Source organism: Streptomyces sp. TG1A-60 (assembly GCF_037201975.1).
Classification (GTDB): Bacteria; Actinomycetota; Actinomycetes; order Streptomycetales; family Streptomycetaceae; genus Streptomyces.
The window spans coordinates 2,679,136-2,702,140 of record NZ_CP147520.1; the positions used below are offsets into that span (position 1 = coordinate 2,679,136).

The window sequence follows — 23,005 nt, forward strand, 5'->3', positions numbered from 1 at the left end:
CCGTCCCGCACGGTGGTGCGACGGGCCGGGTGCGGTTGCGTTCTCCGCCTGCGCGTGCCCGTTCCCACGGAAGGCCACCGACACGTGACCGCCGCCCCGACACCTGGAGCACTGATCCGCTCCACGGCCCGGACCATCGCCCGCCGGACGGCCGCCCGGCACCAGCCGATCCACGCACTCGGGTCGGTCGTCGCGATGGTGGACGCCGACGAGGACGAACTGGCCTTCGACGACCTCGTACGGATCCTCGACCACCACCGCATACCGATCCTCCAGCCCGAGTACGACCAACTCGTCTCGGCGGCCACGTTGTTGGGGGAGCTGGAGTGGCTGGCCGAGATGGACATCGACCGCCTTCTGGAACCCCGGCACGACGAGGAGCCGGGCTCGGCGCCGGAGACATCTTCGCGGTAGGGCTCCGCAGGCAGAGGAAAGCGTGACGGTCCCGCAGGTCAGTTCGGCGTCGGGCCCGGCCATACCGCCGACGCGTCGTCACGGTCGGGGTCCGGGAGGCGAAGGGGGCGGACGGGGATCGCGCGGGGGTGGTCATCGGTGACCGCCGTCCAGGGCGCGGGGTGGCCCGAGTAGCACAGGGTGGTCAGGGCGAAGACTCCGTCGGCGTAGATCTCGACGTACTCGCCGACGGTGAGGACGCGCAGGACGGCAGGGGGCTCGGCGAGGACGGTTTCCCCGATGCGCGAGCCGTCCGGGCCGGTGATCCAGAGGTTCTTGGCGTCGCAGCCCACGGTGAGGGCCGGGTGGTCGGAGCCCGGCGCGGCAGTACGGAGGGTCACCTCGACGGGGCCTTGGGAGACGGGGATGTCGCCGACCCCGTGGAGGGTCGGGGTGTTCACCGGCTCACCGAGCCAGGCGTCCAGACCCGGCCACCATGCCAGGTGAGGAGCTGAATCCTCCGGTATGACCAGGGACTTGGGCTGGGCGAGCATGCCTCGGCAGTGAGCGCCGGTGTCCGTGAGGCCGATTCGGCGGGGGGTGGTGTGGAGGACGACTCGGGAGCCGTCGGGGGCGGGGATCACACGGGGGGCGTAGGCGCCGGTGGGGCCGAGCCGGTCTCGGCGGGTCCAGGGGCCGCGCAGGCGCGGGGCCGTCCACGCCTCGAAGCCTCGGGTCGCGCCGATCGAGCCGAGGAGGAGCCAGCTGCCGTCGTCGAGTCGTTCCAGAACCGGGCATTCGAGTTCGTCCACGTCGCCGGGGGAGATCAGCGGTGGGTGGACCGTCCAGTGTTCGAGGTCGGGGGAGGTCGCCAGGGCCACGCAGCCACTGACCTCCACGGGGAGCGCGGCGTCGCTCGCGCAGATCACCATCGCCCAGCCGTCCGACTCGTCGTCCCGGACGACGAACGGGTCCCGCCAGCCCATGCGGTCGGCGATGCGGTACCAGCGGGGGTCCGCCTCGACCACCGGGCCCGTGCCATGGCGCCGCCAACCCGTGCCGTCGGTGCGGTCCGAGTACGCGAGGCCGACGGACTGGAGCGGCCAGCCCTGTGGTGTCAGACCGCTCACGCCCGTGTAGAACATCGCCATTCCGGTGCCGTGGCGGAACGGGTGCATCGTCCAGACCGCCTGCTGGTCGAAGCGGCCGGGCAGGCCGTTGCCGAAGGCGGTGCCGTCGGGCCGCCAGCGGACCAGGTCGGTGGAGGTGGCCCTGCCGTAGGAGGTCTCCATCCGCAGATGGTCGAACTCCGTGGTCCAGGGGCCCTGGAGGTGGAGCACCGCGTAGCTGCCGTCGTCGTCGCGGAGCAGGGCGAAGTCGTTCACGCAGAGGCCGGGCGGGGCGTATCGCATGCGCGGTTCCTGTCGGCTCGCAGCGCCCAAACGCATGCGCTGACCATGGATCTGGAAGGTCTCACTTGAAAATCAGCGCAAGTAAAACTGAACGCAAACGCTTGCGCAACAAGGAGGTCGGGTTTACGGTCACGTCACCCCACGGACCACACCGGCGTGAAACGGGCGTCGTAATGGCACCGACGAACCCCCCACACCCACGTCCCCACGTCGTACCGGCACCGCCCCAACACCGACACCGACATAACACCAACGGGAGAAATCCGCCGTGACGGTCAGCATCACCGATGTCGCCCGCGCCGCAGGCGTCTCGGCGTCCACCGTGTCCCGCGCGCTGCGCGGCCGGCCGGGCGTCTCGGACGAGGTGCGAACCCAGATCGCGGCCGTCGCCACGCGGCTCGGCTACACCGCGTCCCGCTCGGCGTCCAGCCTGGCCAGCGGTCGCACGTACACGATCGGGGTCGTCGCCCCGTACATCGGCCGCTGGTTCTTCGGCACCGTGCTGGACGCCGCCGAGCAGGTGTTCAGCGCCGCCGGGTACGACGTACTGCTGTACAACCTGGGCTCGCCCGAGGCGCGCAAGCGCTTCTTCACCAAGCTGCCGGTGCGCAAGCGGGTCGACGCGGTGCTGTCGCTGCTCATCCCGGACGAGGAGGAGTCCGCGGCGCTGCGCTCGCTCGGGGTGCCGCTGGCCTCGACGGTCGGGGGCGCGCGGCCCGGCTTCACGGTGGTCGGTATCGACGACCGGGCGGGCGCGGAGAGTGCCGTACGGCATCTGGTCAACCTCGGCCACCGCCGGATCGGCATGATCTCCGGGGCCAGTGGTCCGCTGCACTGGACCACGCCCGTCGACCGTCGCGCCGCCTATCTGCACGTCCTCGCCGAGGCCGGCATCGAGCACGACCCGGCACTGGTGGCGGACGGCGACTACACCGTCGAGGGCGGCGAGCGGGCGATGACCGGGCTGCTGGCCGCGTCCCGGCCGCCGACCGCCGTGTTCGCCCAGTCCGACGAGATGGCGATGGGCGCGCTGCGGGCTCTGCGACGGCACCGGCTGAAGGTTCCGGACGACGTGTCCGTGGTCGGTTTCGACAACCACGAACTCGCCGACGTGGTCGGCCTGACGACGGTCGCCCAGCCGGTCGCGGGCCAGGGCACGGAGGCCGCCCGACTTCTGCTGCGGCAGCTGGCCGAGCCGGACGCCGAACAGGCCGGGCATGTGCAGATGCCCATCCGGCTCGTCCTGCGTGAGACGACAGCGCCGCCGCGTCCGCGCGGCCCGCAGTGACTCCCCTTACGCCCCTACGGCCACCCCTCCCCCGTCCCCTTGTGCGATCCCTCATCCGATCCCTTGTGAAATCCCCATTGAGCTCCCCCACCCCCACGCCGGAAAGCACCCCGCACCCTCATCCAGCACGGAGGCACCGACCATGAGCCCGAACAACAGCTCGACCAGCAGAAGGTTCCGCCGCTCGGCCCGTACGGGACTGGCTTTGACCCTCCCCCTGGTGGCACTGGCCGCCTGCGGCGGAGGCGGAGGCGGTGACACGTCCGCCGAGGCAGGCAGCGGCGAGGGAACGATCAGCGTCTGGGCCCACCAGGGCCAGAAGAGCGAGGCGGACGCGCTGCAGAGCGCGGTGAAGTCGTTCAACTCCTCGCAGGACAAGGTCAAGGTCGAGCTGAAGCTGATACCCGACACCGACTACACCAAGACGATCACCGCCACGGACGCCGCCAAGCTGCCGGACGTCATGGAGTTCGACGGGCCGACCATGGCGAACTTCGTCTACAACAAGAAGCTCGCCCCGATCGACGACTACGTCTCCGCCAAGACCCTCGACAACGTCACCGACGCCAACAAGGCGCAGGGCGAGATCGACGGCAAGCACTACGGCCTGGGCATGTTCGACTCCGGGCTCGGCATGTACGGCAGCAAGAAGCTGCTGGACGCGGCGGGGGTGACCTACCCGAAGGGCGTGGACGACGCCTGGACGGCGGACGAGTTCGACGCCGCGCTGAAGGCGCTGAAGGCGGAGGACCCGGACGGCAAGGTCATCGACCTGCAGGAAGGCACCGGGTACGCCAACGAGTGGGGCACCTACGGCTTCGCCCCGATCGTCTGGTCCGCAGGCGGTGCCCTGATCAAGGACGGCAAGGCGGAAGGCGCTCTCGACACGCCTGCCGTGGTGTCGGCGATGAAGACCTTCCAGTCCTGGAAGACCCACACCGACGCCAACACCGACGGCAACGCCTTCGCCAAGGGCCGGGTCGCCCTGAGCTGGGTCGGGCACTGGATGTACCCCGCCTACAGCGAGGCGCTCGGGGACGACCTGGTCGTGCTGCCGCTGCCCGACTTCGGTGACGGCCCGAAGACCGGCCAGGGTTCGTGGGCCTGGGGTGTCGGCGCGAACAGCAAGAACGCCAAGGCCGCAGGTGCCTTCCTGGACTTCCTCCTCGACGACGCCAGCGTGGGCGCGATGACGAAGGCCAACGGCGCCCCGCCCGCCACCAAGTCCGCGCTCGCCGCGAGCCCCCTCTACAAGCAGGGCGGTCCGCTCCAGCTCTTCACCGACCAGCTCGCCAAGCCCTGCGGGGACAGCGACATCAGCAAGTCCTGTGTCGCCGTCACCCGTCCGGTGACCGCCGGGTACCCCGTGGTGACAGCGAAGTTCAGCGAGGCCGTGAACTCGATCTACGGCGGCGCCGACCCGGAGGACGCCCTGTCCGAGGCCGCCCGCGCCATCGACCGGGACTTCTCGGACAACGCCGGTTACGAGATCCCGTAGGAACGCGCCCTGTCGGACCCATCGGCCGGGGCGGGCGCGCACAGCGTGGCCGCCCGCCCCGCCGGGAAGAGGACCCACCCGTGAAAACCGTGGAACCCGCGCCCGCCGCGGCCTCTGGCCGGGAGCAGGCCCCGCCCCTCGCCGCACCGCCGCGTCCCACCCGCAACCGCGAGTGGCTGCACGGACTGCTGATGTCCGCCCCCTCCGTCGTCGGGCTGATCGCCTTCGTCGGCATCCCCTTCTGCTACGCCGTGGTGCTCTCCTTCTACAACGTGCGCCTCGGCTCCCCGCTGGAGCCGACCTTCTTCGGGGTCGAGCAGTACCGGCGGCTGTTCACCGACCCCGACCTCTCCGGCCCGTTCCTGCGGGCGCTGCTGAACAACCTGACCTTCGCCGCGGTCGTCGTACCGCTCCAGTCGGGTCTCGCCCTCGGTCTGGCGATCCTGCTCAACCGGAAGCTGAAGGCGATCGGCCTTTTCCGGTCGCTCTTCTTCATGCCGGTCGTCTTCCCGATGGCGCTGGTGGCCGTGATCTGGCGACTGATCCTCGCCCGCAGCGACCAGGGCATGCTCAACTCCGCGCTGGACGCGGTGAGTTTCGGCAACTGGGGCGCGTTCGACTGGCTCGGCGACGGGCTGACCGCGATGGCGTCCATCATCGTGCTCTCCGTCTGGCAGGGCGTCGGCTTCCAGATGGTCATCCTGCTCGCCGGGCTCCAGCAGATCCCGGGCGAGCTCTACGAGGCCGCCGAGCTCGACCGGGCCTCCCGCTGGCAGCAGTTCCGGCACGTCACGCTGCCCGGCATCCGGGGCACCCTCGTGTTCGTCGCGCTGCTCACGTCGGTGCTGTCGTTCCGGGTCTTCGACCAGGTGTACGTGCTGGTCAAGGGCGGCGGGCTGGACGAGGACGCCGCCCGCACGGTGATGTACCAGGCCGTCACCACCGCCTTCGACCAGAACAACATCGGCCAGGCCTCCGCGATCACCGTCGTGTTCTTCCTGATCGTCGTCGTCCTGACCCTGATCCAACGCCGTCTCGTCCGGCCCGACCACGAGGACTGACTCAGACATGAGTACGAGCACGAGTACCGGCCTCTCCCACGGGCCCCTGCGCCGCTTCCTCGACTACGCCGTCCTCTCCGTCCTGGCGTTCGTCTTCACGCTGCCCGTCCTCTACCTCTTCCTCGGCAGCCTCAAGCCGTCCGACGAGGTCCTGGACGGCCTGTCCGGCTTCCTCCCCACCCACCTCTCCTTCGACAACTACTCCGCCGTCCTGGACAGCCTGAACTCCGACAGCACCGGTTACTTCTGGCAGTTCATGGGCGTCTCGCTGCTGCTGGCGTTCGTGGTGGTGACGGGCGGCCTCTTCATCAACTCGATGGCGGCGTACGGGCTTTCGCGGTTGAAGTGGCGGGGCAGGGAGGCCGTCTTCACGCTCATCCTGCTGCTGATGCTGGTCCCGTTCGAGTCGGTGGCCGTGCCGCTGTTCTACATGTTCAACGACCAGCGGAACACGCTCTTCATCCAGGCGCTCCCCTTCGTCGCCAACGCCTTCTCGGTCTACATGTTCCACACGTTCTTCCGCTCGATCCCCCCGAGCATCGAGGAGGCGGCCCGGCTGGACGGCGCCGGCCCCTGGCGCACCTTCTTCGCGATCATCGTCCCGATGAGCAGGCCGGTCTTCGCCTCCGTCGCGATCCTGACCTTTCTCACCCAGTGGAGCTCGTTCCTGTGGCCGGTGCTGATGGTCTCCGACCCCTCCGTGCGTCCGCTGCCGCTGGAGATGAGCGTCTTCCAGGGCCAGCAGCCCCCGGACTGGGGCCAGATCCTCGCCTTCGGCGTGCTCCTCGTCCTGCCGGTGCTGATCGTCTTCGCCTTCTTCCAGCGGTGGTTCGTCCAGGGGGTGGCCAGTTCGGCGGTGAAGGGCTGACCGCCCAGGGCCTTGGCTTGGTGTGAAGCCCTGAACACGTCGTACGGGACGGGATCGACCCCTCGGTGGCCGAGGGGACGCTCTTCTCGCTGATCGGCCCGACCAGCGCGGGCACACAGCGTGGGCACACGATGCGGGCAGGGCGACGACGGTGCAGATCCTTTCCCCTCTGATCGGCGGCGGACGGCGGCGACATCAGGGGCGGCGGACAGGCCCCGGCGCACCACCGGCGCCTCCTGGAACCCCCCGCCGCCGACCCCGACATCTCACCCGCCGACCGCGAGACCATCGCCGCCCTCCTCGCCAAGGGCGTGCTCCGCGGCGTCAACTTCACCACCACCGACTGCGACGCCCTCTACACCCGCGTCGACGTCTCCGGCGCCGACGTCCTCCGGGCACCGATCGACCAGCCCTGCGGCGTCCGCGACTGCGCCTTCCGCGACCCGGCGGGCAACATGCTGCGCTTCACGCAGCGCCGCAACTGAGCGGCCACCGCGCCGAGGTGCGGCAGGCGGCGGAAACGCCGTTGCGTGGAGCGGGGCGCCGGGAGACCGTACGGGTTCGTCCGGCCGTATGGGTCGGGACCGTACGAGGGGGAGCGGCGCTGTGGGTGGAACGAGCGAGAGCGGACTCGGGGGCGACGGGCGCGGAAGCGGGGGCGAGGATGAGAGCGGGAGCGGGAGCGCTGCGCACGGGGCGATCCGGTGGACATACGCATTCGTGGACCGGTCGGCGGCCGGGTTCGAGCGGGCGTGTGCCTTCTGGACGGCGGTCACGGCGACCCGCCTCTCCGAACCACGGGGCGAGCGGCGCGGTGACGCCGCCCCCGGTACAGCGCGGAGCCGCGTGAGAGGGTCTCGGTGAATCTGACGGAGCCCCCGGGGGCGCAGCAACCACAATCTCGCCTCCCGGACCTTCTCAGCCGACGCCTCCGCCGCCCAACGCACATCTCCGCGGCGGCCTCCTCGATCGCCTCATGATCGGCGGCCGGACCGGTACGGCCGTCAGCGCCGGACCGGTACGGCCGTCAGCGCCGGACCGGTACGGCCGTCAGCGCCGGACCGGTACGGCCGTCAGCGCCGGACCGGTACGGCCGTCAGCGCCGGACCGGTACGGCCGTCAGCGCTTCCTGCTGTAGGTCCGCACGACCACCCCGTTGTCGAAGCTCCGCAGCTCGTCGAGCGTGAACACGGAGAGACCGCGACCCACGAGCGGGCCGCCCGGCCGCACAACGCGGCGGGCCCCGCACACCGTGGGGATGTGCGTGGCCCGCCCTGGCCGGAGACACCGGCACCGTGCGGGGTCAGGTCGGCACGGCACCGGCGTCGCCGGGGCTCTACGAGAATCACGCGCGGCCTCTTGCTTCTGCCGAGCCACCTGGCCCGTGGCCACCGCGTCAGCTGCTGCGGCGCGTCACGAACTCGGCCAGGGCGAGGAGCCCGCCGGCCGAGTCCGGATCCGGTACCGCACGGGAGAGTGCCTGCATGGCCCGGGCCATGCGGTCGGCGGCCTGGATCTGCGCCCAGTCGCGCCCGCCGGCCCGCTCCACCACCAGTGCCGTGCGCTCCAGGTCCCCCTCCTCGTACGGCAGCCCGTACAACTCGGCGAGTTCGGCGGCCTCCGGGGTGCCGGAGGTGAGCGCGGCGACCACCGGGAGGGACTTCTTGCGGACCATGAGGTCCGCCCCGGCCGGCTTGCCGGTGCGGCTCGGGTCCCCCCAGATGCCGATCACGTCGTCGACGAGCTGGAAGGCAAGCCCGGCCTCCCGCCCGAACGCGTCGAAGGCCTCGACGTCCTCCTCGCCGGCCCCCGCGTACAACGCCCCCAGCGCACAGGCGCAGCCGAGCAGCGCGCCCGTCTTCGCCTCGGCCATGGCGAGCACCTCGTCGAGGGTGACCTCCTCCGGTCGACGCCCCTCCATTTCGGTGTCCGTGTGTTGTCCCGCGCACAGTTCGACGACACAGGACGCGAGCCGTGCTGAGGCAGCGGCCGACGCCGGATGCGGATCCTCGGCGAGCAACCGCTGGGCCAGGGCCTGCATCGCGTCCCCGGCGAGGATCGCGTCGGGGATCCCGAAGACGGTCCACGCGGTGGGCCGGTGCCTGCGGGTGGTGTCCCGGTCCATCACGTCGTCGTGCAGCAGTGTGAAGTTGTGCACCAGTTCCACGGCGGCGGCGGCCCGTACGGCGGCGGACTCACGGCCGCCGAGCGCGGCGACCGCAGCCAGGACCAGGGCGGGGCGTATCGCCTTGCCCGGGGCCCTCGCGGACGGGGTGCCGTCCGCGTGCTCCCAGCCGAAGTGGTAGCGCGCGACCCGGCGCATCGAGCCGGGCAACGACGCGACTGCCCGCCGCAGTTCGGGGTCGAAGGACACTCGCGCCTGCTCCAGGATCCCTTCCGCCTCCTGCCCGTCGAACGAACCCGCCCCGCCCACACCCCGGCCCCCGGCGGGAGCCTCGGCCCGCACCGGCCCCCCGGCACCCCCCGGATCCTGGGCTCCCTTCCCCTCCCCGGCTCCCTCCGAATCCACGGCTCCCCCCGGATTCAGGGGCCCACCCCGGTCACAAACCCCTGCCGAACCCACGGCCCCCGCCGGTTCCGGGGACCCATCCGGCTCCAGGACCCCTGCCGAATCCACGCTTCCCGTCGGCTCCACGCCCTCCGTCGGCTCCTCGGCTCCCGCCGGCTCTGCCACCATCGGCAGATCGCCGACTCCCTCCGGGCCCACCGCCCTCATCGAATCGACGGCCCTCGCTCGGCCCGCCGCGCCCGCCGCGCCCGCCGCGCCCGCCGCGCCCGCCGGATGAACGCCCCCGGTCGGCTCGACCGCGCCCGCCGGGCCCGAGGGAGTCTCGATGGGGCTCCGCCCTTCCGGGGTCCGGCTTGCCCGAGCATCGGCGCTCGGGATTCCGGCGGCGGGGCTCTGCTTCGTCTCCGTCATGAACTCACCCATGGGATCGCCTCGGAGAGTCGGCGTACGGTGGCGGTTCCGCTGTCGCTGGGCGCGTACTCCCAGGGGGTTCCCGCCCTGACGGGCGGGAACACGGCGTCCGGTCGGAGCAGGTCACCGCCAGCGACCGATCTCGACGTTCTCCAGAACGCCGAGCGCGTCGGGGACCAGGACCGCGGCCGAGTAGTAGGCCGTCACGAGGTACTTGATGATCGCCTGTTCGTTGATTCCCATGAACCGCACGGACAGGCTGGGCTCGATCTCGTCCGGGATGCTCGCGGCCCGCAGACCGATGACGCCCTGGTCTTCCTCACCGGTACGCATGGCGATGATCGAGGTGGTCCGGGCCTCGGTGACCGGGATCTTGTTGCACGGGTAGATCGGTACGCCGCGCCAGGTCGGGATGCGGTTGCCGGCGATGTCGATCGTCTCCGGGACGAGTCCGCGCTTGTTCAGCTCTCGGCCGAACGCGGAGATCGCGCGCGGGTGGGCGAGCAGCAGCTTGGTGCCCCTGCGGCGGCTGAGCAGTTCGTCCAGGTCGTCCGGGCCGGGCACCCCCTCGTGCGGCTGGAGCCGCTGGTCGTACTCGCAGTTGTGGAGCAGGCCGAACTCGCGGTTGTTGATGAGCTCGTGCTCCTGGCGTTCCTTCAACGCCTCGACGGTGAGCCGGACCTGCTGCTCGGTCTGGTTCATCGGCTGGTTGTAGAGGTCGGCCACGCGCGTGTGGATGCGCAGGACGGTCTGGGCGACGCTCAGTTCGTACTCGCGCGGCGCGGCCTCGTAGTCGACGAAGGTGTGTGGGATGTCCGGCTCGCCGCTGTGACCGGCGGCGAGGTCGATCTCCTTCTCGCCGTACTTGTTGGTGCGCTGCGACGGGATCGCGCGCTGCTCCTGAAGGTGCTCGCTGAGGGTCTCGGCGCGCTCCGCGACCTGCTCGACGGCCTGACGCGGCAGGACGAGCACCGTGCACGCGGTGACCGCGCGGGCCGTGTACTCCCAGATCGCGTCGGCGTCGAGCAGCGCCTGGTCGCCGAAGTAGGCGCCGTCGGCCAGCACACCGAGGATTGCGTCGTCGCCGTAGGGCCCGGTGCCGATCTTCTCGACCTTGCCGTGGGCGAGCAGGAACACCTCCTCGGCCCGGCTGCCGAACTCGGCCAGCACATCACCGGGCGCGAACTCCCGCTGCTCGCACCGCCGGGCCAGCTCGCCCAGCACGTCGATGTCCTCGTAACTGCGCAGGGCGGGCAGTTCACCCAGCTCCGCGGGGATGACGGCGACCTGGTCGCCGGTCTTCACGAAGGTGACGCGGCCGTCGCCGACCGCGTAGGTGAGCCGCCTGTTCACCCGGTACGTGCCACCCTGCACGTTCACCCAGGGCAGGGTGCGCAGCAGCCAGCGCGAGCTGATCTCCTGCATCTGAGGTGTGGACTTCGTGGTGGTGGCCAGGTTCCGGGCAGCGGCCGTGCCGAGACTCTGCTGCGGCCTGTCCTGCTGCGAGCGGACCTCTTCGCCTACCGACATACGGATTTCCCCTCCGGGTGTGCACTGATATCGCGGTCACCGATCTCGCGATCCAGCCTCGCATCACGGAGCGTGTTGGTGCTATTACCCGAAAGAGCGGGAATGGATCTTAGGGGACTGGGCATATCCAGGCACTTTGCCGACCATCCGTGCCCCTCCCCCATCTGACCGGATCGACTCGCACGCCCCACCACCCCACTGGCTCCCGGGGGAGTCAGGAGCACAAGCCGGCGTACGAAGCGGCCACGGCCAGCGGCCGTCGCACCGTACGAAGGAGTCGGTCATGGCCCAGCCCATGCCCGCGAACAGATATCTCACCGTCCTCACGAACGGGGGCGTCCGGATCGTCGAGGCCGGCGACTGGGATCATCACGACCGCAACCACACGCGCCCCTGGGGGCCGTGCACGGCGTGTTGATCCACCACACCGTCACGCCCGGCAGCGAACGGACCGTCCGCGTCTGCCGCGGCGGCTACTCGGGCCTGACCGGGCCCGTTGTGCCACGCCCCGTCATCACGGCCGCGTCCACCTCGTCGGCTAGGGCCGCGCCGATCACGCCGGTCTCGGCGACGACGACGTCCTGCGCACGGTGATCGCCGAGAACGCGGTGCCGCCGGACAACGAGGCCGCCACCGACGGCAACCGCCACTTCTCCGGTTTCGAGTGCGAGAACCCGGGCGACGGCCCTGCCCCCCTGGCCCGAGTCCCAACTCGACGCCATCGAAGGGGTCTCCGCCGCCGTCTGCCGCCACCACGGCTGGAACCAAGAGATCCGTCACAGGCCATCTCGAACGGCAGCCCGGCAAGGTCGCGCCCCCCGAGGCTTACCCATGAACCGCATGACAGGCCGCATACGGGCCCGCCTGACGGAGCTCCCCCACCACCGCACGTACGAGCGGGCCCCGCCCCCGGCACCGGGACGGGCTGGTCTTCGGGGACCGGCGGCGGCACCCCGGACAGATGTCCGACAATGACCGGGTGAGCAGCCGCCCCGCAGACCCCGTCGCCGCCCTGAACCCCCGGCTGCCGTCCCCTCTGCGGGAAGTCGCGGACGACCGCTTCGCCCGCCACGGCGTGCGGCTGCTGCTGAAGCGCGACGACCTGATCCACCCCCGGCTCATCGGCAACAAGTGGCGCAAGCTGGCCCCCAACCTGCGCGCGGCGGACGGCCGCCCGCTGCTCACCTTCGGCGGCGCGTACTCGAACCACCTGCGAGCCACCGCAGCCGGGGGCCGTCTCCTGGGCCTGCCCACCATCGGCGTGGTCCGTGGCGAGGAACTGGCCGACCGCCCCCTCAACCCGTCCCTGGCCCGCTGCGCGGCGGACGGCATGCGGCTGCACTTCGTCGACAGATCGACATACCGCCACAAGACCGACCCGGCCACCCTGGCCGCAGTCCTGCGCGCCGCCGACGCCGAGGACACCCACGTCGTTCCCGAGGGCGGCAGCAACCCCCTCGCCGTGCGCGGCTGCCAGGACCTCGGCGCGGAGCTGCGCGGCCGTGCGGACGTGGTGGCCGTCGCCTGCGGCACGGGCGGCACTCTGGCCGGCCTGGCCGCGGGCCTGGCCCCCGACCAGCGCGCGCTGGGCGTCCCCGTCCTCAAGGGCGGCTTCCTCGAAGAGGAGATACGGCAACTCCAGGACCAGACCTTCGGCGGCCCGCGCGGCAACTGGCGCCTCGACGACCGCTTCCACTTCGGCGGCTACGCCCGCACCACCCCCGAGCTGGACGCCTTCGCCACGGACTTCGAGACCCGCCACGCCCTCCCCGTGGAGCGTCTCTATGTCGCCAAGTTGCTCTGCGGACTTGTCACCCTGGTGTCGGAGGGCGCCTTCCCGCGCGGGACGACGATCGCCGCGGTGATCACCGGACGCCCGCTCACCGAGTAGGCCCTCCAGCCCGAGGACGCCTCCAGGTGGACGCCGCCTCCTTTGGGTCCAGCCTCCGCAGCAGCGTGCGCAGCGTCTCGTCGTCGAACGTACGGCAGCGGGGGCGGGGTCAGCGGCAGGACGGTCTCGGGGGCGAGCCCGTAGTCGGCACTCCGGGCAGGTACGACACCGCGAGCACCATCGCCACCAGCAGCAGCGGGGCGGGCACCGAGGTGCGCACCGGGCGGCTCCGGCGACCGTCGCACCCTCCGCGACCGGCAAACAGCAAGGGCGACAAGCGCACCGCTGCCCGCGCCTTCGTTTCCGCGCGAGCCTTCACGCACCCGTCGTAACCTGGCCATCATGAAACAGTGCACGCACGCGGAGGCACTGCCGCACCCGAGGCCGTTCCCCTGAGCGAGACCCGCCCGGAGCGCCTGGCCGCGGGGAGCCACCCGGTGCGATCGCGTATGTGCCTGGAAGTGCGAACGCGTGAGCTGCTGCGACTCCTCGCCGATGCTCCACGCGACCGAGCACCACAAGGAGAACGGCCAATCCCATCATGCGCACCTTCGAGGCGGGCGGGCGGGACGTGGCGCTGGTGCTTCGTCGACCACGTCCTCGTACGACGCCCCGCAACCGACCCGACCCGGCCGGACCTGACCACACCGAACACGCCCGCGACACCGCGCGACGGAAACCATGTCACCCTGTGACACGTCGACGTACTCGTGCGACACGGTTCGGCGGTCTGACGCCCGGGTACGTCAATCCGGCGCGCGCTCTTCCTATTTGAGGCCCGCAAACCTCTAGCCACCGAGCGTATCCATATGCTTACTATGAGTGACAGCACGGGATGGGGTCCTCCGGACCCCGGGGACACGGCGCTCGGGAGCGCGATAGCGTCACCGCTGAACCATCTAGCGCGTTACCCCGAGGGGCGACCCTCGGCCCCTAAAAAGCTTGTACCACCTTGGAGGTGAGGGTGTCCCAGATCGCAGGCGAGCCCGGGACCCAGGACTTCGTGGAAGTCCGGCTGCCGGCCGCGGGTGCCTACCTGTCGGTGCTGCGTACGGCGACGGCCGGCCTCGCGGCCCGTTTGGACTTCACCCTCGACGAGATCGAGGATTTGCGCATCGCGGTCGACGAGGCCTGCGCGATCCTGCTCCAGCAGGCCGTGCCCGGCTCGGTGCTCAGCTGTGTCTTCCGCCTCATCGACGATTCGCTGGAGGTCACGGTGTCGGCCCCCACCACGGACGGCCACGCCCCCGCACGCGACACCTTCGCCTGGACCGTGCTGTCGGCCCTCGCGGGCAAGGTCTCCTCCGCGGTCGCCGACGACAAAACCGTTTCGATCAGCCTCTACAAACAGCGCGGCGCGGGACCCGGGCCGGCGTGAGGAACGGGGACGGGCCGGTGCGGGACGAAGAGCGCGGCACACGGGAACTTCCCGCGGAGGATGACGGCGGTCCGAGCGGACCGGCACATCTGGCGGACGGCGTCGACGGCATCCCCGAGCAGGCCCGGCCGCACCCGGAGGACGACTCCTCGGCGGCGGCCGGAGCATCTCGCCGGGCGGAGCCGGCCGCCGAGGAGCGCGAGGCTCCCTCCGACGGGACACGGGATCCGGAGGGTGCCGTACGGAGCACCACGTCCGCACGAGGGCGGACTGGGTCCTCCCCGCTCAAGCACAGTCGAGAGCTGGGGGATCGGTGACGGCGGGCGGGACTATGAGCGAGCACGAGCGACACGACCAGGCGGGCGCGCAGAACGTGCGCAGCACGCGGCACGACCCTCAGGACCGCAGCGGGGCGCGAGCCCTGTTCGTGGAGCTGCGCGCCCTCCATGAGGACAGTGCCGAGTACGCGGAGCTGCGCAACCGGCTCGTCCGGATGCATCTGCCGCTCGTGGAGCACCTCGCACGCCGGTTCCGCAACCGCGGCGAGCCTCTGGACGACCTGACGCAGGTCGCCACCATCGGTCTGATCAAGTCGGTGGACCGCTTCGACCCGGACCGTGGCGTGGAGTTCTCCACGTACGCGACACCGACGGTCGTCGGCGAGATCAAGCGGCACTTCCGCGACAAGGGCTGGGCGGTGCGGGTGCCGCGCCGGCTGCAGGAGCTTCGGCTGTCGCTGACCACGGCCACGGCCGAGCTGTCCCAGCAGCACGGCCGCTCCCCGACGGTGCACGAACTGGCCGAGAAGCTGGCCATCTCGGAGGAGGAGGTCCTGGAGGGGCTGGAGTCGGCCAACGCGTACTCCACGCTGTCTCTGGACGTCCCCGACACCGACGACGAGTCCCCGGCCGTCGCGGACACCCTCGGCGCGGAGGACGAGGCGCTGGAGGGCGTCGAGTACCGGGAGTCCCTGAAGCCGTTGCTCGAAGACCTTCCGCCGCGTGAGAAGCGGATCCTGCTGCTGCGCTTCTTCGGCAACATGACCCAGTCGCAGATCGCGCAGGAGGTCGGCATCTCCCAGATGCACGTGTCACGCCTGTTGGCGAGGACCCTGGCCCAGCTGCGGGAGAAGTTGCTGGTGGAGGAGTAGCCGGCTGCCGAGCCGGCTACCGCTTCGTCTCCTGCGCGCGGCCCGGCCCCTGGATTCCGAGGGCCTGGGTCGTCGCGGGGTTGATCAGCAGGACCAGCGCGGCGACGGCGACGACGGCCAGCACGATCCCCGCCGGGATGGCCACGCTGTCGGCCCGCAGCAGGTTGTAGGCGACGGGCAGCGCCATGATCTGCGTGATGACGGCGGGCCCCCGGCTCCAGCCGCGCCGCAGCAGCAGCCCGCGCGCGGCGATCAGCGGCAGCAGGGCCAGCGCGATGAGGGTGAGGCCGCCGGTGACACCGGTGCTCAGGTCGTCGGAGTCCCCGCTGAAGCCCAGGACGAGCATGGCTCCGCCGCCCACCAGCAGCACCACCCCCTCCAGCGCGGTCAGCGCCGCCGCGGCGGTCAGCCGCCCGGGGCGGGGCTCGGCGACGGAGGTGTCCGGCGTGGGGTTCTGCTCAGGGCTCACCCCTGAAGGGTAGCCGTCGCCCGGCGGCCCGCCCCGAGCCGGGCGCCGCCCCCACGTGCTCATCGTCACCCTCGATCCCGCGCTGGATCCCCACCTCGGTATGGGCCGAGTACCACCCAGTAGGTACCCTGCAACCCATGCGTGCACTTCTCGTGGTCAACCCGGCGGCAACCACCACAAGCGCACGTACGCGCGATGTGCTGATCCACGCCCTCGCCAGCGAGATGAAGCTGGAGGCGGTGACCACCGAGTACCGCGGACACGCCCGGGACCTCGCCCGTCAGGCGGCTGAGGGCAAGAGCGACATCGACCTGGTGGTCGCGCTCGGCGGCGACGGCACGGTCAACGAGGTCGTCAACGGCCTGCTGTACCACGGCCCCGACCCCGACCGCCGCCCCCGCCTCGCCGTGGTCCCCGGCGGTTCGACCAATGTCTTCGCACGCGCCCTGGGCCTGCCCAACGACGCCGTGGAGGCCACCGGCGCCCTCCTCGACGCCCTGCGCGAGAGCCGGGAGCGCACGGTCGGCCTGGGCATGGCCTCGGGCACCCCGGGCACGGAGGACGAGGCGGTGCCGTCCCGCTGGTTCACGTTCTGCGCCGGCCTCGGATTCGACGCGGGTGTGATCGGCCGGGTCGAGCAACAGCGGGAACGCGGACGGAAATCCACACACGCCCTTTACCTTCGTCAGGCATTTCGGCAGTTCCTGGAAGAGCCTCACCGCAGACTCGGCACGATCACTTTGGAGCGGGCCGGCCAGGAGCCGATTTCCGATCTTGTGCTGTCCATAGTCTGCAACACGTCCCCGTGGACGTTTCTGGGCAATCGCCCGGTGTACGCGTCGCCTAAGGCCTCGTTCGATAAAGGCCTCGACGTACTCGGTCTCAGCCGCATGTCGACGCCCGAACTCGCCCGATATGGCACGCAATTGCTCACTTCGTCCCCTGAGCGCGGCCCCCGCGGCAAGCGCGCCACCACCCTGCATGACCTGACCGACTTCACCTTGCATTCGAAGGCCCCCCTCCCCCTCCAGATGGACGGCGACCACCTCGGACTGCGTACGAGCGTGACGTTCACAGGCGTACGCCGTGCACTGCGTGTGATTGTGTGAGCGGAACAGGCAAAAGTCCTTCCACTCGAACGTTTAGGCCAGGATCCACCCCATGGAAGTACGGCTGTGACACAGTCGACACCGAGGAATCAAAAAAAACTTTCCAGAAGGGGTTGTATCCGCCGCTGAGGTTTGCGAGTCTCTAGGTGGCGCTCGGGACAGCCCGCAACATCGGCTCCACAGAGCGCCGGAACCCCTCCTCAAACCTCAGGACCACACCAGTCCGTCTGGTGATCGGCCCTTCACTTGTTGAGGGATTCGTGAAAGCGTTCACATTCACAAGCAACGTGCATGTAATACCAAGGAGAGGTAGCAGCCATGGACTGGCGTCACAACGCCGTTTGCCGCGAGGAAGACCCCGAGCTCTTCTTCCCCATCGGCAACACCGGTCCTGCGCTGCTGCAGATCGAGGAAGCCAAGGCTGTCTGCCGTCGCTGCCCGGTTATCGAGCAGTGTCTGCAGTGGGCGCTTGAGTCCGGCCAGGACTCCGGCGTCTGGGGTGGTCTCAGCGAGGACGAGCGCCGCGCCATGAAGCGCCGCGCCGCCCGCAACCGGGCCCGTCAGGCCTCCGCCTGACATCCCACCCAGCAATAGCCTGAGCTTGGCGGCGCGTACAGCGAGTACGCTTCTCCCGCCCCCGAGCCGCAGCGCGCAGTGCCCCCGGTGCGCTTAATCAGCCACGAGCCCGAGCCCCGGACCACACGATGGTCCGGGGCTCGGTGCTGTTCGCCGTACGACAGCAGTGGTACCCACCACGAGTACGACCGCCGTGTTCGCCGCTACTGGACGGGCACCGGGATGTCCAGGATCACCTGGGTGCCCTGGTCCGGGGCCGGGACCATGTCGAAGGTGCCACCCAACTCGCCCTCCACCAGCGTCCGCACGATCTGCAGTCCGAGGTTGCCCGAGCGGTGCGGATCGAACCCCTCGGGCAGACCCACGCCGTCGTCCTGGACGGTGACGAGGAGGCGGGCCTCCTTGGTGCTACCACCGCGCACGGCCGAGACCTCGACGGTGCCCGTGTCGCCCTCCCGGAAGCCGTGTTCGAGGGCGTTCTGCAGGATCTCGGTGAGGACCATGGAGAGCGGGGTCGCGACCTCCGCGTCCAGGATGCCGAAGCGTCCGGTGCGCCGGCCGACGACCTTGCCGGGTGAGATCTCGGCGACCATGGCGAGCACCCGGTCGGCGATCTCGTCGAACTCCACGCGCTCGTCCAGGTTCTGGGACAGCGTCTCATGCACGATCGCGATCGAGCCGACCCGGCGTACGGCTTCTTCAAGGGCCTCACGGCCGCGCTCGGACTCGATGCGCCGGGCCTGGAGGCGCAGCAGGGCGGCCACTGTCTGGAGGTTGTTCTTCACCCGGTGGTGGATCTCCCGGATGGTCGCGTCCTTGGTGATCAACTCGCGCTCGCGGCGCCGCAGTTCCGTCACGTCCCGCAGCAGCACCAACGAACCGATGCGCGGGCCCTTGGGCTTGAGGGGGATCGCGCGGAACTGGATCACTCCGTCGCTGGACTCGATCTCGAACTCGCGCGGTGCCCACCCGCTCGCCAGCTTGGCCAGCGCCTCGTCCACCGGACCACGGGACGGGGCGAGTTCGGCGGTCGTACGGCCGAGGTCGCAGCCGACGAGGTCGGCGGCGAGGCCGAGGCGGTGGTACGCGGAGAGGGCGTTCGGGGAGGCGTACTGGACGACGCCGTCGGCGTCCAGCCTGATCAGCCCGTCGCCGACGCGCGGCGAGGCGTCCATGTCGACCTGCTGGTCGGGGAACGGGAAGGCGCCCACGGCGATCATCTGGGCCAGGTCGGACGCGCTCTGGAGGTAGGTCAGCTCCAGCCGGCTCGGGGTCCGCACGGTCAGCAGATTGGTGTTGCGCGCGATGACACCCAGGACGCGCCCCTCCCTGCGCACGGGGATGGATTCGACCCGTACGGGGACCTCCTCGCGCCACTCCGGGTCGCCCTCGCGGACGATGCGGCCCTCGTCGAGGGCGACGTCGAGGAGAGGGCGGCGACCGCGCGGGACCAGGTGGCCGACCATGTCGTCCTGGTACGAGGTGGGGCCGGTGTTCGGGCGCATCTGTGCCACGGAGACATAGCGGGTGCCGTCGCGGGTGGGGACCCACAGGACGAGGTCGGCGAAGGAGAGGTCGGAGAGAAGCTGCCACTCCGACACCAGCAGATGCAGCCACTCCAGGTCGGAGTCGCTGAGCGCGGTGTGCTGACGGACGAGTTCGTTCATGGAGGGCACGGATGCGAGCGTACCTGGCGGTACGGACACGACCGGAGAAGCGGTCGACGCGGCCGGCGCACACCCGGAAGCGGCTGCCGTCACGGTCCCGGAAACACCCGCGGGCCGCGGCGCCTGAGAGGGACCCTCAGCCCTCCCGGCACCGCAGCCCGGAGCAACATCGGCCGTGGGGTGTGCGGTCCCGGTCGGCCGAAGGATGAGGATCCGGAGCAGTCAGGGCAGAGAGCGCCGGGTCCTCGGTCCGCCTTCCTGTGCGGGGAAGGCGGAGGCTTGTTCTTCGTTCGTGTGTGATCGGCGTGGTCGGGCCGCTGATCGATCACATGCCCTACCACGCATTCTTGACTAGACCACTGCGTGTGTCCATGCGTTGGCGGATGTTTGTTGTTGTTCCTTGCCTCGTCATCCGCCGAAGGCCCACACGCAGAGTAACCCGCTTCCGCCGGGGGCCGCGTCGGAGTGCAGTGGCACGTGGCACCACGGGTAACTGGGGCCCGGCGGGTACCCCCCTGATAGATTGGTCTAAACCACACGGGCGCCTTGCCAGCCCTTGTGGGTTCCGGTTGAGCCCTCTTGAGTCCTCTTTCCAGATCGGCAGGCCCAGCGTGGAAGTTGTCATCGTTCCGGATTCCAAGGCGGGCGGCGAGCTCATAGCCGAGGCGATGGCCCGGTTGCTCCGGCGCAAGCCCGACGCGCTGCTCGGGGTGGCCACGGGGTCGACGCCGCTGCCCGTCTACGTGGCGCTGGCGGCAAAGGTGCGGTCCGGTGCCGTGGACGTCTCGCGGGCGCGGGTCGCGCAGCTCGACGAATACGTGGGGCTGCCGGCCGAGCACACCGAGTCCTACCGCTCGGTGCTGCGGCGGGAGGTGCTGGAGCCGCTGGGGCTCGGCGTGGACGCGTTCATGGGTCCCGACGGGACCGCCGAGGACGTGGCGGGGGCGTGCGAGGCGTACGACAGGGCGCTGGCCGAGGCCGGGGGTGTGGATCTGCAGCTGCTCGGCATCGGCACCGACGGGCACATCGGCTTCAACGAGCCGTGCTCCTCGCTCGCCTCCCGCACGCGGATCAAGACGCTGACCGAGCAGACCCGGATCGACAACGCGCGCTTCTTCGACGGTGACATCGAGCAGGTCCCCCACCACGTCATCACCCAGGGCATCGGCACGATCCTGGAGGCCCGGCACCTGGTCCTCCTCGCCACGGGCGCGGGCAAGGCCGACGCCGTCGCGGCGACCGTCGAGGGCCCCGTGGCCGCCGTCTGCCCCGCCTCCGCCCTGCAGCTCCACCCGCACGCCACCGTGGTCGTCGACGAGGCCGCCGCCGCCAAGCTGAGGCTGGCGCACTACTTCCGCCACACGTACCACAACAAGCCGGACTGGCAGGGGCTCTAGGGGTTTCCGGACAGCCCCCGGGTGACCGGGGCGCACAGAGGCGCCACAGCCCGGTGGGGAGGACTGTGGCGCCTCTGCCTGTGCCGGGGTCACATCACCGGCAGCCGGGGAGAAACCTCTACCGCACCCCCGCGATGACCTCCGCCGCCGCTCGGCCGCAGACCCTTGCCGCCCCGTGGGTCGCGATGTGGAGGGGGGAGCGGGGAGGGGACTGGGGGAGGCCCATTTCCACGACGATGGTGTCGGGGCGGGTGGCGAGGAGGGTGTCGAGAGCGGTGGTCATCCAGGGGTGCCGGTGTTCGTCGCGGACGACGGCGACGATGCGGCGGGTACCGGCGACCGCGAGGGCGGAGGCGCCCGCGCTGTCGCCCGCGAAGGTGCCCGTCTCGGTGCCCGGGAGGAGGCGGGCCAGCTCCGCGCCGACGCCCCAGGGGGTCTCGTCGCCCACGGCGATGTTCGCCACGGGGGTGAAGGCGGCGACGAAGAGGGGCCGGGTGGGCGGCTCGTAGGACTCCGCGCAGGTCGTCGTGAGCGCGCGCCGGGCCGCCACGAGCCCGAGGTCCCTGCTCTCTGCGCTGTCCCCCGTTCCCTTGGGCTTTCCGGTGTCCTCGCGCGTCGCCCCACCGCCATCGCGCGCTTCGTCGGCAGCCGTCCGCGTCCACCGCGCCAGGGCCCTGACCCGGTTCGCGGCGTCCGCCAGGCGTTCCTCCGCGAGCGCGCCGGCGCGGACGGCGGCGACGAGGGCGTCGCGGAGGCGGCGGACGGTCTCGTCGTCGGCCAGGCCGCCCCCGACGCAGATGGCGTCGGCGCCCGCGGCGAGGGCGAGGACACTGCCGCGTTCGATGCCGTAGGTGCCGGCGATGGCGCGCATCTCCATACCGTCGGTGACGATGAGGCCGTCGTAGCCGAGTTCGCCGCGGAGGAGGTCCGTGAGGATGCCGCGGGACAACGTTGCCGGGCAGTCGGGGTCCAGCGCCGGGACCAGGATGTGGGCGCTCATCATCGCGCGCGAACCTGCGGCGATCGCGGCACGGAACGGGGCCAGGTCGCGGGACTCCACGAGCGGCCGGTCCGCGTCGATGCGGGGCAGGGCGAGGTGGGAGTCGACGGCGGTGTCACCGTGGCCCGGGAAGTGCTTGGCGCAGGCGGCGACCCCGGCGGCCTGGAGACCGGTGACGTACGCGGCCGTGTGGCGGGCGACCAGGTCGGGGCCGGCGCCGAAGGAGCGTACGCCGATGACGGGGTTGTCCGGGTTGGAGTTCACGTCGGCCGACGGGGCCCAGTTGAGATTGACGCCGCATTCCGCGAGGCGCCGGCCCAGCGCGAAGGCGACCTCCCTGGTCAGATCCACGTCGTCGACCGCGCCCAGGGCGTGGTTGCCGGGGTAGGAGGAGCCGGTACGGACCTCCAGGCGGGTGACGTCGCCGCCCTCCTCGTCGATCGCGACCAGGACGTCCTCGTGCTCGGCGCGCAACTGGGCGGTGAGGGCGGCCAGTTGTCCGGGCGAGGTGATGTTGCGGCCGAAGAGGCCGACGGAGGCGAGGCCCTCGCCGAGGCGGCGCAGCAGCCAGTCGGGGGCGGTGGTGCCGGTGAACCCGGGCTGGAGGACCGTCAGCGCGTCGCGCGCGAGGCCGTCCTGTCCTGAGGGAGAACCGGTCGAGCCAGTGGCGGATGTCGTCATCGGGTGGGTTATCCCTTCACGGCGCCCGCGGTGAGGCCCGCGGCCATCTTGCGCTGGACGAGGAGGAAGAGGACGACGATCGGCACGACCATCATCGTCGAGCCGGCCTTCATCGGGGCGTATTCGGTGCCGTGTTTGGTGGTGAAGTCGTCGGCAGCAGGCCGGGGTCGGGATCGATCGCGTCCTCGGCCGGCTTGAAGGCCGTGTTCAGCATCCAGTAGACGGGGAAGCCGGCCGTGACGAAGACCAGAGGGCCCAGGAGGTTCCAGCCGAGCTTGGACCTGCGGGGCCCCGCGCCGCCTCCCGCGCTGACGCCGCCGCTCATACCGGCCATACCAGTCATTCGACGTCTCCGATCTTCAGCATCTGACGCATGTAGATTCCGATCACTCCGAGCAGCAACACCACCGTGAGCAGGGCGATCGCCGAGCCCTGCGCGTAGTCGTTGACCACGAACGCCTTGTCGTACGAGTAGGTGGTGAGCAACTGGAACTCGGCCTCCGGGTGACCGTTGCGCATCACGAAGACCTGCGGGAAGACCATGGGGCCGGGACCTGGACCAATGGTGTAGACCAGTACGCCGGAGCCTGGCGCAGCCCAATCGGCGCGCCAAGGGTGCTTGAACCCGCACTCACCAGCCGTTATGCGACCTACATATGCAAGAACCTTTATGTGATGAGTCAGCGGAAACCACAC

The 23,005-nt window shown here is 70.6% G+C and carries 17 protein-coding genes and 6 pseudogenes; 14 read left to right on the forward strand and 9 right to left on the reverse strand.

Translation table 11 applies throughout. The annotated features are described in order from the left end of the window. Positions 1–84 precede the first annotated feature (84 nt). On the forward strand, positions 85–414 hold the full coding sequence (locus WBG99_RS10910) for a hypothetical protein (RefSeq protein ID WP_338896144.1): 330 nt from the start codon (positions 85–87) through the stop codon (positions 412–414). 38 nt (positions 415–452) lie between these two features. Here the strand turns inward: WBG99_RS10910 and WBG99_RS10915 are convergent, their stop codons facing one another. Then, positions 453–1,805, reverse strand: a complete 1,353-nt coding sequence (locus tag WBG99_RS10915; RefSeq protein ID WP_338896145.1) for a mucin-1 — start codon at positions 1,803–1,805, stop codon at positions 453–455. Between the two features lie 268 nt (positions 1,806–2,073). Here WBG99_RS10915 and WBG99_RS10920 point away from each other — a divergent pair, with 268 nt between their 5' ends. From WBG99_RS10920 to WBG99_RS10940, 5 genes are all read left to right on the forward strand, one after another. Next, positions 2,074–3,093, forward strand: a complete 1,020-nt coding sequence (locus WBG99_RS10920; protein ID WP_338896146.1) for a LacI family DNA-binding transcriptional regulator — start codon at positions 2,074–2,076, stop codon at positions 3,091–3,093. A 142-nt stretch (positions 3,094–3,235) separates the two neighbouring features. Beyond that, positions 3,236–4,591: a sugar ABC transporter substrate-binding protein gene (locus WBG99_RS10925; RefSeq protein ID WP_338896147.1), complete on the forward strand. Its 1,356-nt coding sequence runs from the start codon at positions 3,236–3,238 to the stop codon at positions 4,589–4,591. Between the two features lie 80 nt (positions 4,592–4,671). Next, the gene (locus WBG99_RS10930) at positions 4,672–5,652 is read left to right on the forward strand and encodes a sugar ABC transporter permease (protein ID WP_338896148.1); all 981 of its coding nucleotides are present in this window, start codon (positions 4,672–4,674) and stop codon (positions 5,650–5,652) included. 7 nt (positions 5,653–5,659) lie between these two features. After that, positions 5,660–6,520, forward strand: a complete 861-nt coding sequence (locus tag WBG99_RS10935; RefSeq protein ID WP_338896149.1) for a carbohydrate ABC transporter permease — start codon at positions 5,660–5,662, stop codon at positions 6,518–6,520. A 194-nt stretch (positions 6,521–6,714) separates the two neighbouring features. Beyond that, complete coding sequence (locus tag WBG99_RS10940) at positions 6,715–7,005, forward strand: VOC family protein (RefSeq protein WP_338900288.1); 291 nt, start codon at positions 6,715–6,717, stop codon at positions 7,003–7,005. Positions 7,006–7,916: 911 nt separating this feature from the next. On the opposite strand, the gene WBG99_RS10945 is transcribed toward WBG99_RS10940, so the two are convergent. Further along, positions 7,917–8,987, reverse strand: coding sequence for a family 2 encapsulin nanocompartment cargo protein polyprenyl transferase (locus tag WBG99_RS10945; protein ID WP_338896150.1), 1,071 nt, complete (start codon positions 8,985–8,987; stop codon positions 7,917–7,919). Positions 8,988–9,584: 597 nt separating this feature from the next. After that, complete coding sequence (locus tag WBG99_RS10950; protein ID WP_338896151.1) at positions 9,585–10,991, reverse strand: family 2B encapsulin nanocompartment shell protein; 1,407 nt, start codon at positions 10,989–10,991, stop codon at positions 9,585–9,587. Between the two features lie 283 nt (positions 10,992–11,274). Between WBG99_RS10950 and WBG99_RS10955 the strand changes: the two are divergent. Continuing rightward, positions 11,275–11,858 (forward strand): annotated as a pseudogene (locus WBG99_RS10955) (N-acetylmuramoyl-L-alanine amidase); the annotation flags it as partial. Positions 11,859–11,952: 94 nt separating this feature from the next. Continuing rightward, positions 11,953–12,882 carry a pyridoxal-phosphate dependent enzyme gene (locus tag WBG99_RS10960; protein WP_338896152.1) on the forward strand — a complete coding sequence of 310 codons (930 nt, stop codon included), beginning with the start codon at positions 11,953–11,955 and terminating at the stop codon, positions 12,880–12,882. Between the two features lie 65 nt (positions 12,883–12,947). Here the strand turns inward: WBG99_RS10960 and WBG99_RS10965 are convergent. Then, positions 12,948–13,143 (reverse strand): annotated as a pseudogene (locus tag WBG99_RS10965) (Na+/H+ antiporter); the annotation flags it as partial. 81 nt (positions 13,144–13,224) lie between these two features. On the opposite strand from WBG99_RS10965, the pseudogene WBG99_RS10970 reads away from it, so the two are divergent. The 3 genes and pseudogenes from WBG99_RS10970 to WBG99_RS10980 all read left to right on the forward strand — a co-directional run. Continuing rightward, positions 13,225–13,487, forward strand: a pseudogene (locus tag WBG99_RS10970) (UBP-type zinc finger domain-containing protein); the annotation flags it as partial. A gap of 359 nt (positions 13,488–13,846) precedes the next feature. After that, complete coding sequence (locus WBG99_RS10975; protein ID WP_200304968.1) at positions 13,847–14,260, forward strand: anti-sigma regulatory factor; 414 nt, start codon at positions 13,847–13,849, stop codon at positions 14,258–14,260. Positions 14,261–14,277: 17 nt separating this feature from the next. Beyond that, positions 14,278–15,410, forward strand: a pseudogene (locus WBG99_RS10980) (RNA polymerase sigma factor SigF). Positions 15,411–15,426: 16 nt separating this feature from the next. On the opposite strand, the gene WBG99_RS10985 reads toward WBG99_RS10980, so the two are convergent. After that, positions 15,427–15,879 carry a hypothetical protein gene (locus WBG99_RS10985; RefSeq protein WP_338896153.1) on the reverse strand — a complete coding sequence of 151 codons (453 nt, stop codon included), beginning with the start codon at positions 15,877–15,879 and terminating at the stop codon, positions 15,427–15,429. A gap of 137 nt (positions 15,880–16,016) precedes the next feature. On the opposite strand from WBG99_RS10985, the gene WBG99_RS10990 reads away from it, so the two are divergent. Continuing rightward, a complete protein-coding gene (locus WBG99_RS10990; protein ID WP_338896154.1) occupies positions 16,017–16,988 on the forward strand; it encodes a diacylglycerol kinase family protein in 972 nt (323 codons plus the stop codon). A 318-nt stretch (positions 16,989–17,306) separates the two neighbouring features. Continuing rightward, positions 17,307–17,564 carry a WhiB family transcriptional regulator gene (locus WBG99_RS10995; RefSeq protein ID WP_003992873.1) on the forward strand — a complete coding sequence of 86 codons (258 nt, stop codon included), beginning with the start codon at positions 17,307–17,309 and terminating at the stop codon, positions 17,562–17,564. A gap of 203 nt (positions 17,565–17,767) precedes the next feature. Here WBG99_RS10995 and WBG99_RS11000 read toward each other — a convergent pair whose 3' ends face one another. Then, the gene (locus WBG99_RS11000; protein ID WP_338900290.1) at positions 17,768–19,231 is read right to left on the reverse strand and encodes a PAS domain-containing sensor histidine kinase; all 1,464 of its coding nucleotides are present in this window, start codon (positions 19,229–19,231) and stop codon (positions 17,768–17,770) included. A 611-nt stretch (positions 19,232–19,842) separates the two neighbouring features. Here WBG99_RS11000 and nagB point away from each other — a divergent pair. Further along, entirely contained in the window at positions 19,843–20,628 is a 786-nt protein-coding gene (nagB, locus tag WBG99_RS11005) for a glucosamine-6-phosphate deaminase (protein WP_338896155.1), read from the forward strand. Positions 20,629–20,746: 118 nt separating this feature from the next. Here nagB and WBG99_RS11010 read toward each other — a convergent pair whose 3' ends face one another. The 3 genes and pseudogenes from WBG99_RS11010 to WBG99_RS11020 all read right to left on the reverse strand — a co-directional run. Beyond that, positions 20,747–22,309 (reverse strand): glycoside hydrolase family 3 protein, encoded by a 1,563-nt coding sequence (locus WBG99_RS11010; RefSeq protein ID WP_338896156.1) that lies wholly within the window; start codon positions 22,307–22,309, stop codon positions 20,747–20,749. A gap of 8 nt (positions 22,310–22,317) precedes the next feature. Next, a pseudogene (locus tag WBG99_RS11015) lies at positions 22,318–22,643 on the reverse strand (hypothetical protein). Positions 22,644–22,648: 5 nt separating this feature from the next. Then, positions 22,649–22,849 (reverse strand): annotated as a pseudogene (locus WBG99_RS11020) (sugar ABC transporter permease); the annotation flags it as partial. Positions 22,850–23,005 lie beyond the last annotated feature (156 nt).